Annotated in this window: 18 protein-coding genes and 1 tRNA gene; 7 read left to right on the top strand and 12 right to left on the bottom strand. The window is 70.7% G+C overall.

Annotated features, from left to right (window positions below; all coding sequences use genetic code 11):
• Positions 1–363: 363 nt before the first annotated feature.
• The 5 genes from Q0D75_RS19870 to Q0D75_RS19850 all read right to left on the bottom strand — a co-directional run bounded on the left by Q0D75_RS19870 (position 364) and on the right by Q0D75_RS19850 (position 2,929).
• Entirely contained in the window at positions 364–1,230 is an 867-nt protein-coding gene (locus tag Q0D75_RS19870) for an inositol monophosphatase family protein (protein ID WP_291057415.1), read from the bottom strand.
• Positions 1,231–1,301: 71 nt separating this feature from the next.
• Positions 1,302–1,383, bottom strand: a tRNA-Tyr gene (locus Q0D75_RS19865).
• Positions 1,384–1,470: 87 nt separating this feature from the next.
• Positions 1,471–2,247, bottom strand: a complete 777-nt coding sequence (locus Q0D75_RS19860; RefSeq protein WP_291057412.1) for a lytic murein transglycosylase — start codon at positions 2,245–2,247, stop codon at positions 1,471–1,473.
• A gap of 41 nt (positions 2,248–2,288) precedes the next feature.
• Positions 2,289–2,672: a type II toxin-antitoxin system VapC family toxin gene (locus tag Q0D75_RS19855; protein WP_291057410.1), complete on the bottom strand. Its 384-nt coding sequence runs from the start codon at positions 2,670–2,672 to the stop codon at positions 2,289–2,291.
• Complete coding sequence (locus tag Q0D75_RS19850) at positions 2,669–2,929, bottom strand: type II toxin-antitoxin system prevent-host-death family antitoxin (protein WP_291057408.1); 261 nt, start codon at positions 2,927–2,929, stop codon at positions 2,669–2,671. The genes Q0D75_RS19855 and Q0D75_RS19850 overlap by 4 nt, the downstream gene beginning before the upstream one ends.
• An 83-nt stretch (positions 2,930–3,012) precedes the next feature.
• On the opposite strand from Q0D75_RS19850, the gene Q0D75_RS19845 reads away from it, so the two are divergent.
• Entirely contained in the window at positions 3,013–3,501 is a 489-nt protein-coding gene (locus Q0D75_RS19845; RefSeq protein ID WP_291045779.1) for a YajQ family cyclic di-GMP-binding protein, read from the top strand.
• 29 nt (positions 3,502–3,530) lie between these two features.
• Positions 3,531–4,229, top strand: coding sequence for an NUDIX domain-containing protein (locus Q0D75_RS19840; protein WP_291057406.1), 699 nt, complete (start codon positions 3,531–3,533; stop codon positions 4,227–4,229).
• A gap of 126 nt (positions 4,230–4,355) precedes the next feature.
• Here the strand turns inward: Q0D75_RS19840 and Q0D75_RS19835 are convergent, their stop codons facing one another.
• Positions 4,356–5,771 carry a PLP-dependent aminotransferase family protein gene (locus tag Q0D75_RS19835; protein ID WP_291057404.1) on the bottom strand — a complete coding sequence of 472 codons (1,416 nt, stop codon included), beginning with the start codon at positions 5,769–5,771 and terminating at the stop codon, positions 4,356–4,358.
• On the opposite strand from Q0D75_RS19835, the gene Q0D75_RS19830 reads away from it, so the two are divergent.
• Complete coding sequence (locus Q0D75_RS19830) at positions 5,770–6,813, top strand: DMT family transporter (protein WP_291057402.1); 1,044 nt, start codon at positions 5,770–5,772, stop codon at positions 6,811–6,813. The two genes, Q0D75_RS19835 and Q0D75_RS19830, sit on opposite strands and share 2 nt — an antisense overlap.
• Before the next feature lie 5 nt (positions 6,814–6,818).
• Here the strand turns inward: Q0D75_RS19830 and Q0D75_RS19825 are convergent, their stop codons facing one another.
• Genes Q0D75_RS19825 through Q0D75_RS19810 form a run of 4 tightly spaced genes read right to left on the bottom strand, consistent with a single transcriptional unit; the run spans position 6,819 to position 10,216 of the window.
• Positions 6,819–7,034: a DUF1653 domain-containing protein gene (locus Q0D75_RS19825; protein ID WP_291057400.1), complete on the bottom strand. Its 216-nt coding sequence runs from the start codon at positions 7,032–7,034 to the stop codon at positions 6,819–6,821.
• A gap of 15 nt (positions 7,035–7,049) precedes the next feature.
• Positions 7,050–8,402: an FAD-dependent oxidoreductase gene (locus Q0D75_RS19820; RefSeq protein WP_291057398.1), complete on the bottom strand. Its 1,353-nt coding sequence runs from the start codon at positions 8,400–8,402 to the stop codon at positions 7,050–7,052.
• Between the two features lie 17 nt (positions 8,403–8,419).
• A complete protein-coding gene (locus tag Q0D75_RS19815; protein ID WP_291057396.1) occupies positions 8,420–9,466 on the bottom strand; it encodes a polyprenyl synthetase family protein in 1,047 nt (348 codons plus the stop codon).
• Between the two features lie 9 nt (positions 9,467–9,475).
• A complete protein-coding gene (locus Q0D75_RS19810; protein ID WP_291057394.1) occupies positions 9,476–10,216 on the bottom strand; it encodes a class I SAM-dependent methyltransferase in 741 nt (246 codons plus the stop codon).
• A 64-nt stretch (positions 10,217–10,280) separates the two neighbouring features.
• On the opposite strand from Q0D75_RS19810, the gene Q0D75_RS19805 reads away from it, so the two are divergent.
• On the top strand, positions 10,281–11,531 hold the full coding sequence (locus Q0D75_RS19805; RefSeq protein WP_291057392.1) for an isochorismate synthase: 1,251 nt from the start codon (positions 10,281–10,283) through the stop codon (positions 11,529–11,531).
• 15 nt (positions 11,532–11,546) lie between these two features.
• Here Q0D75_RS19805 and Q0D75_RS19800 read toward each other — a convergent pair whose 3' ends face one another.
• A complete protein-coding gene (locus Q0D75_RS19800) occupies positions 11,547–12,344 on the bottom strand; it encodes a hypothetical protein (protein WP_291057390.1) in 798 nt (265 codons plus the stop codon).
• 101 nt (positions 12,345–12,445) lie between these two features.
• Here Q0D75_RS19800 and Q0D75_RS19795 point away from each other — a divergent pair, with 101 nt between their 5' ends.
• From Q0D75_RS19795 to Q0D75_RS19785, 3 genes are all read left to right on the top strand, one after another.
• Positions 12,446–13,021 carry a hypothetical protein gene (locus Q0D75_RS19795; RefSeq protein WP_291057388.1) on the top strand — a complete coding sequence of 192 codons (576 nt, stop codon included), beginning with the start codon at positions 12,446–12,448 and terminating at the stop codon, positions 13,019–13,021.
• A 90-nt stretch (positions 13,022–13,111) separates the two neighbouring features.
• Entirely contained in the window at positions 13,112–13,432 is a 321-nt protein-coding gene (locus tag Q0D75_RS19790) for a DUF202 domain-containing protein (protein WP_291057386.1), read from the top strand.
• Positions 13,433–13,511: 79 nt separating this feature from the next.
• Entirely contained in the window at positions 13,512–14,051 is a 540-nt protein-coding gene (locus Q0D75_RS19785; RefSeq protein ID WP_291057385.1) for an ECF transporter S component, read from the top strand.
• 216 nt (positions 14,052–14,267) lie between these two features.
• Here the strand turns inward: Q0D75_RS19785 and Q0D75_RS19780 are convergent.
• A partial coding sequence (locus Q0D75_RS19780; protein ID WP_291057383.1) for a hypothetical protein occupies positions 14,268–15,197 on the bottom strand: 930 nt, incomplete at its 5' end.

Below are 15,197 nucleotides of genomic sequence, written 5' to 3'. Positions count from 1 at the left end.
CTCCGCGCCGGACGGCGTCACGGCCGGAGTCTCCGCGGCACGACGGGCGCGCCGGCCGACCGGAGCGGCGGCGGGCGCGGCCTCGGGCGTCACGCGCAGACTGCGCCGTGACGGGAGGGAGGGGCCAGGACCGGTCGGGGTCTGGTGCGTCATCGAACCATCGGCCTCGCGTTTGGATGAATCGTCATCCGGGCGTGAAGTCGTTCGTGCCAATTGTGTGGGTATCTCCGCTAGAACGTCGGGTAGTCGTCTCGGGATGAGCGAGAGGTCGGATTGGTCAAGGGTACCCAGGCCATCGCCGATATTCCACCCGGATCCGGCCCGGCACAACAATCCCGCGCTCGGTGCGAGTGTCGCGCAGGATCAGAGCGGGAGCCCCGCGCTCCGGTGCAGTTCGAACACCAGCGGTGCGAGCACCTCGGCGAGCACCGGATCGGCCGCGAAGGTGAGCACCGAGCCCTCGGCGGCACCCTCGAAACCGCCCACGAACGCCCCGGCCTCACGAGCGATGAGCGAGCCCGCGGCGTGGTCCCAGGGGTTCAGTCCGCGCTCGGCGTAGGCGTCGAGCCGGCCGGCGGCGACCGAGCACAGGTCGAGGGCGGCCGATCCGGCACGGCGGATGTCGCGCACCTCGGCGACCAGCCCGCGGATGAAGTCGGCCTGCCTCACGCGCAGCTCGGCGTCGTAGGCGAAACCGGTGCCGACGAGGGCCTTGCCGACCTCGACCCCGGTGTTGACGGCGAGCCGACGGGTGCCGTTGCGGCTGTTCAGCCAGGCTCCGCCACCGGCGCTGGCGGAGAAGACCTCGCCGAGCACGGGGTTGACCACGACGCCGGCCAGCGCCGTCCAGGTGGCGGGGTCGGGCGCGAGCGCGGCATCCGGAACCTGCACGGCCGCGATGCTCACCGCGTAGGCGGGGATGTCGTAGAGATAGTTGACCGTGCCGTCGATCGGGTCGACGACCCAGGCGATGCCCGAGGTGCCGGTGCTGCCGGCCGACTCCTCGCCGAGGAATCCGTCGTCGGGCCGCAGCTCGGCGAGCCGGGCGCGGATGAAGTCCTCCGACTCGCGGTCGGCGAAGGTCACCACGTCGACGGCCGACGACTTGGTCTGTGCCACCTCCACGCCCTCGGAGCGGCGCCGAGCGATCAGCGCACCCGCCTCGACGCCGATCGCCTTCGCGATCTCGAGAAGCTCGCCGGCCAGGTTGTCGAACTGCGTTTCAGACATGCACATCTCCGTCGTGAGAACTAGCGGGAAGTTGCGCCGTCGCCACGGCTGGGTGGCAGAAATATGTCGTGTGGCGAGTGAGGGATTCGAACCCCCGAATGCGAAGCAGTCTGATTTACAGTCAGATCCCTTTGGCCACTTGGGTAACTCGCCAGGGCGCACCCGACCACGTTCATCACACAACCGAAGGCGCGGATCAAGAATACCCACGACTCATCGAAGCGCGAAATCGGGTTCGTGTCAGCCTTCGGATGCCCCGTCGGCGGCGGCCTCGGCGGCGTAGCGATCCGCGTACTCCAGCACTTCATCGAGGTAGGCGGGCGACTCGTTGTACCCGGTGATCGCAGCGCGCCAGCCCTCTTCGGTGCCGAGGTCGCCGCCGGAGTAGCACAGATACTCGGCCGCCGAGAGAGAAGCATCGTCGATGTCGTGGATGTCGGGCACCCCGTCGCCGTTCGCCTCGGTGGCCCAGGCCGCCCAGGTGGCGGGCACGAACTGCATCGGGCCGACGGCCCTGTCCCACTCGGTGTCGCCGTCGACGGCTCCGGCATCCGTGTCGGCGATCTCCTGGAACCCGTCGCCATCGAGGGGCACGCCGATGATGGGCGCGCTGGTCACGCCGGTGTCGAGGATGCTGCCGCCGAAGATCGTGCCGTGGTGCGACTCCACCCAGCCGATGCCGGCCAGCGTGTTCCACCCCAGGTGACAGTCGGGCCGCACCTCATTGCTCGTGATCGCGGCCCCCGCGTACCCCTGCAGAGCCCGCCGAGGGATCCCGGTGGCCTCGGCCACCCGATCCAGCCACCCGCCGTCGACCAGCTCGGCGGTCGGCGTGCCGCCCTTGTAGGTGCCGGCCCCGGATGCCTCGGCCTGCCCGAACACCGCGAACGTGGCATCCGCTCCCCCGTCGCCCCCGACCGCGCCCCCCGAGCAGCCACTGAGCCCACTGAGAAGGAGTGCCGCCGCAGCGACACTCCCGATTGCGGCGCCCGCCGTCGCCCGCCCCTTTAGTCGCATCCCTCCACTCAAGCAGATGCCACCGACGTTCCCCTGAACACTCAGAAGGTCTCGATCGCCATTCCCCCTGCCGCCACCTTCAAACGCAGATCCCGAGTCCAGAACGCGACGCAAAGATGGAATTGCGCAGTGGCGAGATGAATGGCATCCATCGTCTGCAGTCCATGTCGCGCTCGAATCACCGCCGCATCCTCATAGACGGCTCGAGGGATGTCCAAAACGGGTAGCGTCGCGAACAGCTGATCGAATCTCTTGACTTGCAGGTGATCGTCTTCGCGCAGCGGCTTCACCTTGCACTCCATCATCACCAGCGGGCTGATGACGATGTCGTGACCGACCTGCTCGAATCGGCGACGGATGCCGTCGCCGATGGGACCTCGATCTTCGGTGAGATGGATGATGACGTTCGAATCCGCGTAGATCATTCGTCGTCGCCACGGAGTTCGGCGATCCAGGCGTCGATCTCCTCCGGTGTCTTCTGCAGGTGCGGCGGGATCGGGTTGGCCTCCAACCACTCCACGATCTGCTTCCCGGTCCAGTACGGGGACTCGGGCTCCTCATAGCGCACGATCTTCGCCACGGGCGTGCCCCGCCGTGCGATCACGATCTCCTCCCCGGCTTCGGCGCGAGCGACGAGCCTCGACAGGTTGTTTCTGGCATCCAGCACGTTGTGTATCTCCATGATGATCTCCCCGATCTACTAGCCATCTAACTTAGCCATGTTGAGGCTTCGTCACAATGACTAGCACCCGTAAAATGGGTGGCATGGCAGATTCATCGTTTGACGTGGTCAGCAAGGTCGACAAGATGGAGGCGGACAACGCCCTCAACCAGGCGCAGAAAGAGGTCGCGCAGCGCTACGACTTCAAGAACATCGGCGCCTCGATCGAGTGGAGCGGCGAGAAGGTGATGATGAAGGCGAACTCCGAGGAGCGCGTGAAGGCGATCCTCGAGGTCTTCGAGTCGAAGCTCATCAAGCGCGGAATCTCGCTGCGCTCGCTCGACGCCGGCGAGCCCTACGCGAGCGGCAAGGAGTACCGCCTCGAGGCCTCCATGAAGGAGGGCATCGCCCAAGACGACGCCAAGAAGATCAACAAGCTCATCCGCGACGAGGCCCCCAAGAGCGTCAAGTCGCAGATCCAGGGCGACGAGCTGCGGGTGAGCTCCAAGAGCCGCGACGACCTGCAGGCGACGATGGCGCTGCTGAAGGGCGCCGACCTCGACGTGGCCCTGCAGTTCATCAACTTCCGCTGAGCGGCGAGCTCCCCCTGAGCGACGACAGGATGAACCGGCCGGGCGCCGACGCACCCGAGCCCGGCACACCCGGCATCGACGTGCCCGACCGCCGCGGGCGCACGGGCCTGCACCTCACCGGCCTCGACCTCACGGGCAACCCCCGGGTCGAGGTGCTCGACGTGCGCCTGCTCACCTCGAACTGGTACGTCACCCGCACCACGCGCATCCGGTTCCGTCACCGCGACGGCCACGTCTCGATCGAAGACCGCGAGACCTACGACCGCGGCAACGGCGCCACCATCCTGCTGTACGACCCGGCCCGCCGCACGGTGCTGCTCATCCGGCAGTTCCGGTACCCGGCCTACGTGAACGGCCATCCCGACGGCGAGCTGCTCGAGGCGCCCGCGGGGCTGCTCGACGACGACGCCCCCGAGGCCGCCATCCGGCGCGAGGCGCACGAAGAGACCGGCCACCGCATCGGCGAGGTGCAGCGCGTGTTCGAGGCCTACATGAGCCCCGGTTCGATCACCGAGAAGCTCTACTTCTTCGCCGCTCCCTACAGCGAGCGCGATCGAACGGATGCCGGCGGCGGGCTCGCCGAGGAGGGCGAGGACATCGAGCTGGTCGAGCTCGGCATCGACGAAGCGCTCCAACGGATCGGCACCGACATCATCGACGCGAAGACCATCATGCTGCTGCAGTGGGCCGCCCTGAGCGGCCCCTTCGCCGCGCCTCGAGCAGGCTGACCGCGCACCGGAGATCGGTATCGCGGGCCGGCGATGATGGGTAGGCACCGCAGGCCCGCGAACGCCTCGAGCCTAAAAGCGCGATGCACGGCCGTGCGGGGCCACCCCCGGTATTCACCCGCCGATTCACCCGTCTGCCCGGCCGAGTCGCCGCGCCAGCACGGCCACCGCCTCGGCGAACCGCCCGGGCGCAGGGCCCGAGTAGTTCAGGCGCACGAATCCCGCCGTCGGCTCGGCCGGGAACCACTCGGTGCCCGGGGAGATGAGCACCCCGTCGGCCGCGCACGACCGCACGTACTGTTCGACGTCGATCCCGGCCGGCAGCCGCAACCAGAGGTTCAGCCCTCCCGGGGGGACCGAGGTGAGCGTGCCGGCCGGCATCAGCTCGGTGACGAGACCGGCGAGGGAGTCCCGCCGCACCCGCAGCTGCTCGCGCATCCGGCGCAGGTGCGGTTCCCAGCCGGGGGCGGTCACCACCTCCAGCGCCGCGGTCTGCAGCACACCGCTGACGTAGAGGCCGTCCACCACCCGGTCGGTGCGGATGCGCGAGAGGGCCGGGCCTCGGGCCACGACTCCGGCGATACGGATCGCCGGCGACACGCTCTTGGTGAGCGAGCGCACCGAGACGACGTGCCCGTCGGCATCCTGGGCGACCAGCGGATGCACCGCGCCGTCGAGCGCGAAGTCGTGAGCCCAGTCGTCCTCCACCAGGAACGCCCCGTTGGCGCGCACGACGTCGAGGATCGCGCGGGCCTCGGCGGGCGACCAGGTGGCCCCGGTGGGGTTCGCGAAGTGCGGCATGGCGTAGAACAGGCGCGCCCGGCTGCGCTCGAAGGCCTCGGCGAGCACGATCGGGTCGACGGCCTCCCCGGCGCGCGGCACCGGCACGATCTCGAGTCCCGCCTGCCGGGCCGCCGCGATGGCGCCCCAGTAGCCGGGCGACTCCATCACGATCGCGTCTCCCGGCCGCGCCAGCGCCCGGAAGATCGACGAGAGTGCGCTCTGGCCGCCGGGCATCACGATCACGTCGGCAGCAGCGGGCGGCGCGCCGTCTCCCCTCGCCGTCTCGGCCGCCTCCTGCGCGAACCACTGCCGCAGCTCCGGCAGACCCGAGGCGGGCGGCCGGTCGATGGCCGACCGTGAGCGCGCGGCCCGCGCCAGTGCGGCCTGCACCGCCCGCACCGGCAGCAGTTCGTCGGTCGGGTAGCCCGCGTGCAGGGCGATCACCTCCTCGCCCGCGGTCTGCATGGTGGAGCCCACGTAGCCGCCCTCGCTGCGCACGGAGCCGAGCGCGGCGGTCTGCCAGTCGAAGTCGGAGCGCGGAGCGGGCACCGGATGCCGCACGAAGTTGCCCGCCCCGGGTCGCGACTCGACGAGTCCGTCACGCACGAGCATCCGCACCGCCTGCTGCACCGTCACCGGACCGGCGCCGAACCGCTCGGCCAGTGCCCGCGTGCCGGGGAGGCGCGCTCCCGCCCTCATCGCACGGACCTCTGCCCGCAGCTCCGCCGCGATCCGCTCAGCACTGCTACTGTTGACCATGAAGCACAACAGTAGCGCTACTGATCCGGGCTCCGCTCCGCTATCGACGGATGCTGCGGCCGGGTCGCCCGGAACACCCTCGGCACCCGCTTCTGCGGTGTCGAACTCCGAGGCGCCCGCCACCTCGCCCGCGGCGACTGCAGCGCGCTCCGGTCTCAGCCGCGCAGGTCTGCTCTGGGGCTTCCTCGGTGTGCTCGCCTTCTCGTTCACGCTGCCGTTCACCCGCATCGCGGTGGCCACGCTCGATCCGCTCTTCGTGGGAGCCGGCCGCGCCGTGGTGGCCGCGGCCCTCGCCGCGATCGTGCTCGCGGTGACGCGCACGGGCCTGCCGGCCCGGCGGCTCTGGCCGCGCATCCTCGTGGTGGCTGCGGGTGTGGTGGTGGGCTTCCCGTTCCTCACCTCGTTCGCGCTGCAGACCGCCCCCGCCGCGCACGGCGCCGTGGTGATCGGGCTGCTGCCCGCCGCCACGGCCGCCGTCGCGGTGCTGCGCGGCCGCGAGCGCCCGAGCCGGCTGTTCTGGCTGGCGTCGCTGGCCGGAGCCGCCGCCGTGGTCGGCTTCACCGTGCTCTCCTCGGGCGGCTTCGGCGGACTGCACCTCTCCGACCTGCTGCTGGTCGGAGCCGTGATCGCCGCGGCCGTCGGCTACGCCGAGGGCGGCCTGCTGGCACGCGAGATCGGCTCCTGGCAGGTCATCTGCTGGGCCCTGGTGGCGGCCTCCCCCGTGATGCTCGTGCTCACCGGGATCTCGCTGGCGCAGCATCCGCCGGTCGCCCCCGTCGAGGGCTGGCTCTCCTTCGGCTACGTCTGCCTGTTCAGCATGTTCCTGGGCTTCTTCGCCTGGTACCGCGGCCTCGGTATCGGCCCGATCGCCTCGGTCAGCCAGATCCAGCTGGTGCAGCCGGTGCTCACCATCCTCTGGGCGGCCCTCCTGCTCGGCGAGCCCTTGACCGTACTCACGGTCGTGGGCGCCCTGGCGGTCATCGCCTGTGCGGCCCTCGCGGTGCGCTCGCGCGTCTCCCGCACCCCCGCACCGCGTCGCTGAAGGGGTCAAGAGAGACGCGCGAAGCGCGGCACGAGGGCACCGTCGACCTCGACGGTCTCGGCGAACATCGCGAGGGGGCGCACCCAGAGCGCGGAGGGGTCGCCCGCGGCGGGGTGGTACACCACGAGCTCCTCCTCGGTCTCCGAGTGCCGCGCGATGCCCACCACCACGTAGTCGTTGCCCTTGTAGTGCCGGTAGCGGCCGGGAGTCACCTCAGGCATGCGAGCGGCCGGCCCTCAGGCCCGCGAGATCTCGATCATCTCGTCGCGCGGCACGACCTTCACGCGCAGGCGGCCGGCGGCCTCGCCGAGGCCGAGCTCGTGCTGGTCGAGCTTGTGCCAGCCCTCGAGATCGGTGTACGCGACGCCGCGCGACTCCAGCAGCGCCGGGATGGCCTCCTCCTCGGGCTCGGCCGGTGCCCACCAGTTGGCCTGGTCGCGCTTGAGGTGCTCGAGCGTCTCCATGGCATCCGACTTGGTGTGCCCGATCAGTCCAACCGGCCCGCGCTTGATCCAGCCCGTGGCGTAGACGCCGGGAATGGTCTCGTTCGAGTCGTCCAGCACCTGGCCCTCATGGTTGGGGATGACGCCGTGGTGCTCGTCGAACGGGATGCCGTCCAGCGGCGACCCGAAGTAGCCCACCGCGCGGTAGATCGCCTGGATCGGGATCTCGCGGATCTCGCCCGTGCCGCGCACGCTGCCCGCGCCATCCGGCTCGGTGCGCTCGTAGCGGATGGCGGACACGTGACCGGCCTCGTCGCCCACGATCTCCAGCGGCTTCGCGTAGAAGTGTAGGTGCAGCCGGCGCGAGGCCTGCCCCACCGGGCGCTCGCGCCACTGGTTCAGCACCTTGTTGATCACGAACACCTGCTTGTTCGACGCGATCGCGGCCTTCGAGGCCTCGTCGAGCTCGAAGTCCTCGTCGGCCACGATCATGTCGACGTCGTTCATCTCGCCGAGTTCGCGAAGCTCGAGAGGCGTGAACTTCACCTGTGCGGGGCCACGACGGCCGAACACGTGCACGTCGGTGACCGGCGAGGCCTTGAGACCCTCGTAGACGTTGTCGGGGATCTCGGTCGGCAGCAGGTCGTCGGCGTGCTTGGCGAGGATGCGCGAGACGTCGAGCGCCACGTTCCCGTTGCCGATCACGGCGACCGACCGGGCCTCGAGCGGCCAGGTGCGCGGCACATCCGGATGCCCGTCGAACCAGCTCACGAAGTCGGCCGCGCCGTAGGAGCCCTCGAGGTCGATTCCCGGGATGTTCAGCGAGGCGTCGCGGATGGCTCCGGTGGAGAAGATGACGGCGTTGTAGTGCTTCTTGAGGTCGTCGAGGGTGATGTCGACGCCGTAGCGCACGTTGCCGAAGAAGCGGATGACGCCCGAGTCGAGCACTTCGCGCAGGGCGGTGATGATGCCCTTGATGCGAGGGTGGTCGGGCGCGACGCCGTAGCGCACGAGGCCGTAGGGTGCGGGCAGCTGCTCGAACAGGTCGATCGAGACGTCGAAGTGACGCTCGGCCTTCACGAGCAGGTCTGCGGCGTAGATGCCGGCGGGGCCGGCTCCGACGATGGCCAAACGGAGCTTGGTCACGGGTGAGGTTCCTTTGTTCAGTTGGTTCGTTCCACCACGGTCTCGGCGAAACGGATGAGAGTCTTCTTCACGGTGCCGGAGGGCAGCGGGTCGAGGGCGGCGATCGCCTCATGGGCGTAGCGGCGGGCCTCCTCGACGGTGCGCCCGGTCACGGCGTGCTCGCGCAGCATCCGGATGGCGTCGTCGGAGTCGGCGGCAGTCGCCCCCGAGAGCGCTTCGGCCGCGAGTCGCCCGAGCAGAGCGGCTGCGGCGGCATCACCGGCGGCGGCCTCCTGACGCAGGTACAGCACGGGCAGCGTGGCGACGCCGGCGCGGATGTCGGTACCCGGCGTCTTGCCCGAGTTCTCGTCGCTCGGGGCGATGTCGATCACGTCGTCGACGAGCTGGAAGGCGATGCCCACCTTCTCGCCGAACTCGCGCACCGGCTGCTCGTACGAGGGGTCGGCGCCCGAGAAGATGATGCCGAGCTGGGCCGAGGCCGAGATCAGCGAGCCGGTCTTGTCGGCGAGCACGCGCAGGTAGTGCTCGACCTCGTCCTCCCCGTCCTGCGGACCGATCATCTCGTTCAGCTGGCCGAGGCACAGCCGCTCGAAGGTATCGGCCTGCAGACGGATGGCCCGCTCTCCGAGGATGGCGAGCAGGGCGCTGGCGCGCGCGAACAGCAGGTCGCCGGCGAGGATGGCCACCGAGTTGCCCCACACGTACTGGGCGCTCGGCACGCCGCGGCGCTGGTCGGCGTCGTCCATCACGTCGTCGTGGTAGAGCGAGGCCAGGTGGGTGAGCTCGATCGACGTGGCCGCCGTGACGACCTCGTCGGTGATGCCGCTGCCGAGCTGGGCGGTGAGGAAGGCGAGCACCGGGCGCACGCGTTTGCCACCGGCCTCGAGCAGGTAGCGGGAGACGACATCCACCAGCCCGCCGGAGAACTTGGTCTCTTCGGCCAGGCGCCGCTCGAGCGCCTCGATGCTCTCTTCGATGAGGCGGGCGGTGCGCCTGTCTTCTCCGGTGGAGAACAGGCGATCGGCTAGGGAGAGGCCGCCGGCTCGGCGGAGACTGGGTGTCACGGTGACAGCCTACTTTTCTTCGGCGGTGCCGCGCGCGGCGGGCGCGTGCGGCTTGACGCCCTTGTGCAGCGCGACGATGCCGGCGCTGAGGTCGCGGTGGCGCACCGACACGAAGCCGGTCTCGCGCAGCCACGAGGCCAGGGTCTTCTGGTCGGGCCAGGAGGCGATCGACTCGAAGAGGTAGTCGTAGGCCGCGTCGTTGGAGGAGACGGCCTTGGCGAGGGCCGGCATGACGTTCTTGAGGTACCAGAAGTAGGCGCCGCGCAGCGGCTTCACCGGTCGCGAGAACTCGCAGATGACGATCCGCCCGCCGGGGCGGGTGACCCGGAACAGCTCGGCCAGGGCCACCTTCGGATCACTGATGTTGCGCAGCCCGAACGAGATGGTGACGGCGTCGAACTCCTCGTCGGCGAACGGCAGCGCCATCCCGTCGGCCACCACGAACTCGATGTTGGGCACGCCCGCCTGCTGGCGGCGCCCCACCTCGATCATGCCCGGCGAGAAGTCGGCGGCCACGACATGCGCTCCGCTCTTGGCCAGCGAGGCGCTGGAGGTGCCGGTGCCGGCCGCCAGGTCGAGCACCTTCTCACCCGGTCGGGGGTCGACGGCGCGGGTGGTCGCCACCCGCCAGAGCACCGCGTTGCCGACCGAGAGCACGTTGTTGGTGCGGTCGTAACCGGCGGCGACCTGATCGAACATCGCGGAGACCTGCTCGGGTCGTTTGGTGAGGTCTGCCTTAGTCACCCTCACAGTTTACGTTCAGTCCCGCTGCGAGCGCGCCGAGGGGCCGGATTCCCAGGCGTAAGCTGATGAAGTGAGTGATTCTGCCGCCGAGATCCCGCGCCTGAGAGTCCAGACCAGCCGCCTCGGGGAACTGAAGCTGCTGCTGCCGCTGATCGATCCGCGGCATCCGCTGATCTGGATGCGCAAGGGCCAGGGCATCGCCGGGGTCGGCGAGGCGCTCCGTCTGGAGTTCTCCGGCGCGCGCCGGATGCAGGATGCCTGCGCCGCCTGGAAAGAGGTCGTCGCCTCCGCCACCGTCACCGATCCGGTCGCCGTCTCGGGCACCGGCCTGGTGGCCTTCGGCAGCTTCGCCTTCGCCGACGACTCGGCCGCCACGAGTGTGCTGATCGTGCCGCGACTGCTGCTCGGCAAGCGCGACGGCGAGTACTGGATCACCCGCGTGACGGTCGAGGGGGAGGATCCGGCCCTGGTGCCCGATCCGACGGCCCGCCCGCTCGGCCCCGAGTACCGGCTCTCCCTGCTGCCGGGCAGCATGGGGCCCGACGACTTCCGCTCCGCCGTGCAGGCGGCGATCGACCGCATCGCCGACCAGCAGCTGAGCAAGGTGGTGCTGGCGCGCGACCTCACCGGCCATCTGCCGGAGGGCGCCGACCTCCGGCGCACCCTCACCGACCTCGCCCTCGGCTACCCCGATTGCTGGACGTACTCGGTCGACGGCTTCCTCGGCAGCAGCCCCGAGACGCTGGTCAGCGTCTCGCGCGGCACGGTCACGGCCCGGGTGCTCGCGGGAACGACCTCGCGGGGAACGGATGCGGCCGCCGACCACGACAAGGCCGTCGCCCTGGCGACCTCCTCCAAAGACCTCGACGAGCACGGCTACGCGGTGGCGAGCGTGCTCTCGGCGCTGGCCCCGCACAGCCGCACGCTGAGCTCGAGCGAGCAGCCCTTCACGCTCAAGCTGCCGAACCTGTGGCACCTGGCCAGCGACGTGCTGGGCACGCTTTCCGACGGGTCGACCTCGCTCGACCTGATCGCGGCGCTGCACCCGACGGCCGCCGTGGCCGGAGCCCCGACCGCGTCGGCCCTGGCGCTGATCCGCGAGCTCGAGCCCTTCGATCGCGGCCGCTACGCCGGCCCGGTGGGCTGGGTCGGAGCCGACGGCGACGGCGAGTGGGCGGTGGCGCTGCGCTCGGCGCAGGTCGCGCCCGACGGCGACATCACGGCCTATGCCGGTTGCGGCATCGTCGCCGACTCCGAGCCCGAACGCGAGTACCTCGAGACGAAGATGAAGTTCCGCCCCATCGTGGAGGCCTTCGGCTGATCCGGCGCTCCGGCGTCAGTCGCAGGCGCAGATGATCTCCGAGCCGACCAGCTCCACGCGCAGGGGAGCGGATGCCGGCACGTAGGTGACGATGGTCTGTCCCACGGGGGTCGCGACGATCTCGCCCGAGGTCGCCGCCTGCTGCGCGGCGCTGATCCCCTCCACGGAGAACACGCCCGTGACGGCCGGCGCCGACGCGTCCGAGGGCGGCACCGGGGTGACGGCCACAGCATCCGGGCCCGTGTACCCGGCGGGATACGCGAGCGCGATGCCCGTCGGCAGGGCGCGGCCGTTGCTGACCGAGACCGAGCCGGTCTGGGCCGGGAACTCCCACCGGCCGTTCTGGAACGTCGCGGCGCCGGCGTCCGGGCTCCAGTTCAGCGTGCCCTCGTCGGCGCCACCGGCGGGAGGGAAGACGGTGACCGTCGCCGACCCGGAACGCAGGCCCGGTGCCGCAGCCACGATGACGCCCCGGTTCCCGCCGACCGGGCACCGGACGGTGACGGTGAACGACCCGTCGACCCCGGCCGCTGCGGTCGCCGGTCCGCCGAACCCGGCCGGATAGCCGATGCCGATCAGGGTGCCGGGCGCAGCATCCGGCGCCGTCCCCGACAGCGTGAGCGTCTGGCTGCGGGAGGCGGCGAACGCCACCGAGGGCGCGAAGGCGATGGCGGCTCCGGATGCCGCGGCCGCGGGCGCAGCCAGGGCGAGTGCCACGACGGGGGCACTCCAGACCGCCCCGGCGATCACGGCACGGCGCGGGACCGGAAACGCGAGCGACGACGGCCGTGCATCGGGTGGAGATTCGAGCATGGCTGACCGTAGCATCCGGCATCACGGCTTCCCCGGGCTCGCGTACCCCCACTCCGGGGCGAGGCCCTGCCGCCCACCCGCGCGGAACCTACACTGAGGCCATGCCCGAGAACCCGCCTCCGAAGCCGCAGCGCGCGATCGCCCGCCCCACGCGCCGAGCAGTATTGGCCGCAGGTGCCTGGTCACTGCCCGTGGTCACGCTGGCGGTCGCCGCGCCCGGGGCCTCGGCCAGCGGTGGGGATCCCACGTTCACCCCCGGTGACCCGATCGCGTCGGCCGACCCGAGCATCCTGACCTTCCCGCTGTTCATGGACGACCTGCCGGCCGTGCCGGCGAGCGAGGAGGGCGACTACATCGGCGCGCTCGTGGCGCCCTGCCTGCCGGAGGGCCTGCAGGTCGTGGCGGTCTCCTCGGGCTGGGCGATCGCCAGCGGATCCGACGACTTCGACGGCGGCGCCGCGTACATCTACAACACCGTTCCGTTCACCGCGGGCACCGACACCATGCTGCTCGTCACCGTGCAGGAGGCGCCCGACGTGAGCGGCCTGCACGGCGAGCTCGGCGCCGACGTGGCGATCGGCACCACCGGCTTCATCACCGAGGTGGCCTGGCCGTACAGCTTCGGCGACCCCCAGGGCGCCCCGCTCGCCAACTGCGCGGCCGCGCCCGCCGCCTGACGAGGGCACGCCGCGCACTGCGCCCGTCGCGGAGGGGGCGTCGGCGGTGGAGCCGCCTCCGTGCCGTGCACGAACCAGTAGGGTTCGGGGATGACCCCTGCGCGTTCGGAGAGCACGGGCGCCGCCGGGCGCCGGCCCCGGCGCACCGTCGCCGCGTGGCAGCGCACAGCACTCTCGGTGTCGATCATCGCGCTGGTGTTCGCGTTCGTCTTCCTGAAGAACGGGTTCGTGTTCGGCACCGTCGTGGGCGTGCTCGTCGCCATCGCGGGGGTGCTCGCGCTGTTCGGCCTCCGCCGCTATCGCGTGCGGGGCAGCGGTGCACCCGCGTGGACGCCGTTCACCCGCGCCGCACTCGTGTTCATCGCGGTGGCGATCATCGGGGCCGTGGTCATCCTGCTGATCGCGTTCTGAGTTCCGGCCACAGCATCCGCCCTGCCGCCGCTCGCGCTGCCCCTCCCTTCGCTCTTCTAAGCTGGGCAGGGAGGAACGCATGAAGAACACCAGCACGCGCCTGCTGCTCAGCTGCGCCGCGATCGGGGTCGCCGGCGGCATCCTGTTCATCGTCAACTCGTACCTGGGCGGCACGATCAACGCCGTCATCCCGGTGCTCTACGGGCTCACGCTCGGGGTGTACTTCGTGCCGGGGGCGATCGCGCAGTTCCTGTTCCGCCGGCCCGGGGTGGCGCTGCTGGTGGCGGTGCTCGCCGGGCTCGTCTCGGCGGCGTTCCAGCCGCTCGGCTTCGGGGCGGCCCTGATCGCCGTGGGGATCGGGCTGGTGCAGGAGCTTCCGTTCGCCCTCTTCCGCTACCGCCGCTGGCCGCTCTGGCTGTTCGTCGCGGGCGCGGTGCTTTCGGGCGTCATCCTCGCGTTCGGCATGTACCGCCTGGTCGGCGCGAACGACCTGGATGCTGTGGGCACCGTCATCCTGCTGGCCGGCTCGGTGCTCTCCCCGGTGATCTTCACGCTGATCGCCCTGGCCCTCGCGCGCGCCCTCGCCGCCACGGGCGTCGCCCGCGGCATCGCCCGCTAGCCTCCCTAGGCCGCGCGGCCATCAACTCGGCCGCCGCGTGGCAGAAGTCACCCCGTCGCGGTCGCCACTTGGCAGAAGTCGCCCGTCAGGTCCGTCCCCTGGCGGGAGTCGCCCGGTGAGGCTCGCCACTTGGCAGAAGTCGACGGTATTCGCGGCGACTTGCCACATCTTGTGTCAAGTGAGGGGCGCTTCGCGCGTGACGCGAGAGCGGAGGGGCTACTTCGTGGGCGAGAGGATCGCGTCGTCGTTCAGGAGCAGCGGAGCATCCGTCACGGGCACGTCGACGTGCATGTGCGTGCAGCTGTCGTCGAACTCGGTCCAGTTGGTGAGGTTCACCGTGACACCCGCCGAGGCGCGGCAGCTGGCCTGGCCCACGCGCGAGCCGACCGGCATGACCGGGTCGAGCAGGCTGATCATCTTGAGCGTGCCGGCGTCGGCACCGTTCAGGCTCTTGTTGTCGAGCAGGTAGAAGTCGACCGCGTGGCCGCCGCCGTCGATGTAGTGCGACGAGCTGGTGCCCGCGCCCTCGATCTGGCCGGTGCACTTGCGGTTGATGTCGCTGACGCCCACCTGGTCGAAGTTGCGCACGGCGATCGCGATGATCTCGAGGATGCGGTAGTCGACACCGCAGTCGGGAACCGTGACGCCCTGGGCGATCCAGCGGATCTCCTTCATGTGGTCGGGCTGCGAGCCCACCAGCTTTCCGGCATCCATCGCGTCGACGAGCTCCTGAGCGAGCGAGCGGCCCACCAGGAGCTGCGCGGTGGAATAGCCGGCGGCCTGCAGCTCGCCGACGTCGGAGACGCCGTACCCGTCGCGATTGACCTGCTCGGAGGCGGCGCCGGCGGTGATCAGCTGCTGCGTGGGCGTGTTGGCGTTGAGGCTGAGGTTCACGACGTTCGCGTCGACCGGGCTCGCCGAGACGGTGCTCGGCAGGCCCGTGACGGCCGTGATGCCGAGCACGAAGGCCATGGCCACGGCGCTCACGCCGGCCTTGGCCCAGCTGCGGCGCCATCCGGCGGCGCGGGGCTTGGGTGCCGACGAGGCGGCGGCGGATGCTGCGGCCGGGCGGGCGACGGAGGTGCTGCGCCGGGCGCGACCGCGGGTGGCCACCGGCGCGAGGGCCGCAGCGCGCTCGTCGGCGAG

Origin of the sequence: Herbiconiux sp. (assembly GCF_023264855.1) — a bacterium.
Taxonomy (GTDB): domain Bacteria; phylum Actinomycetota; class Actinomycetes; order Actinomycetales; family Microbacteriaceae; genus Herbiconiux.
The sequence above is the reverse complement of the archived record's forward strand: the minus strand, read 5'-3'. Positions and strand labels throughout refer to the sequence as shown.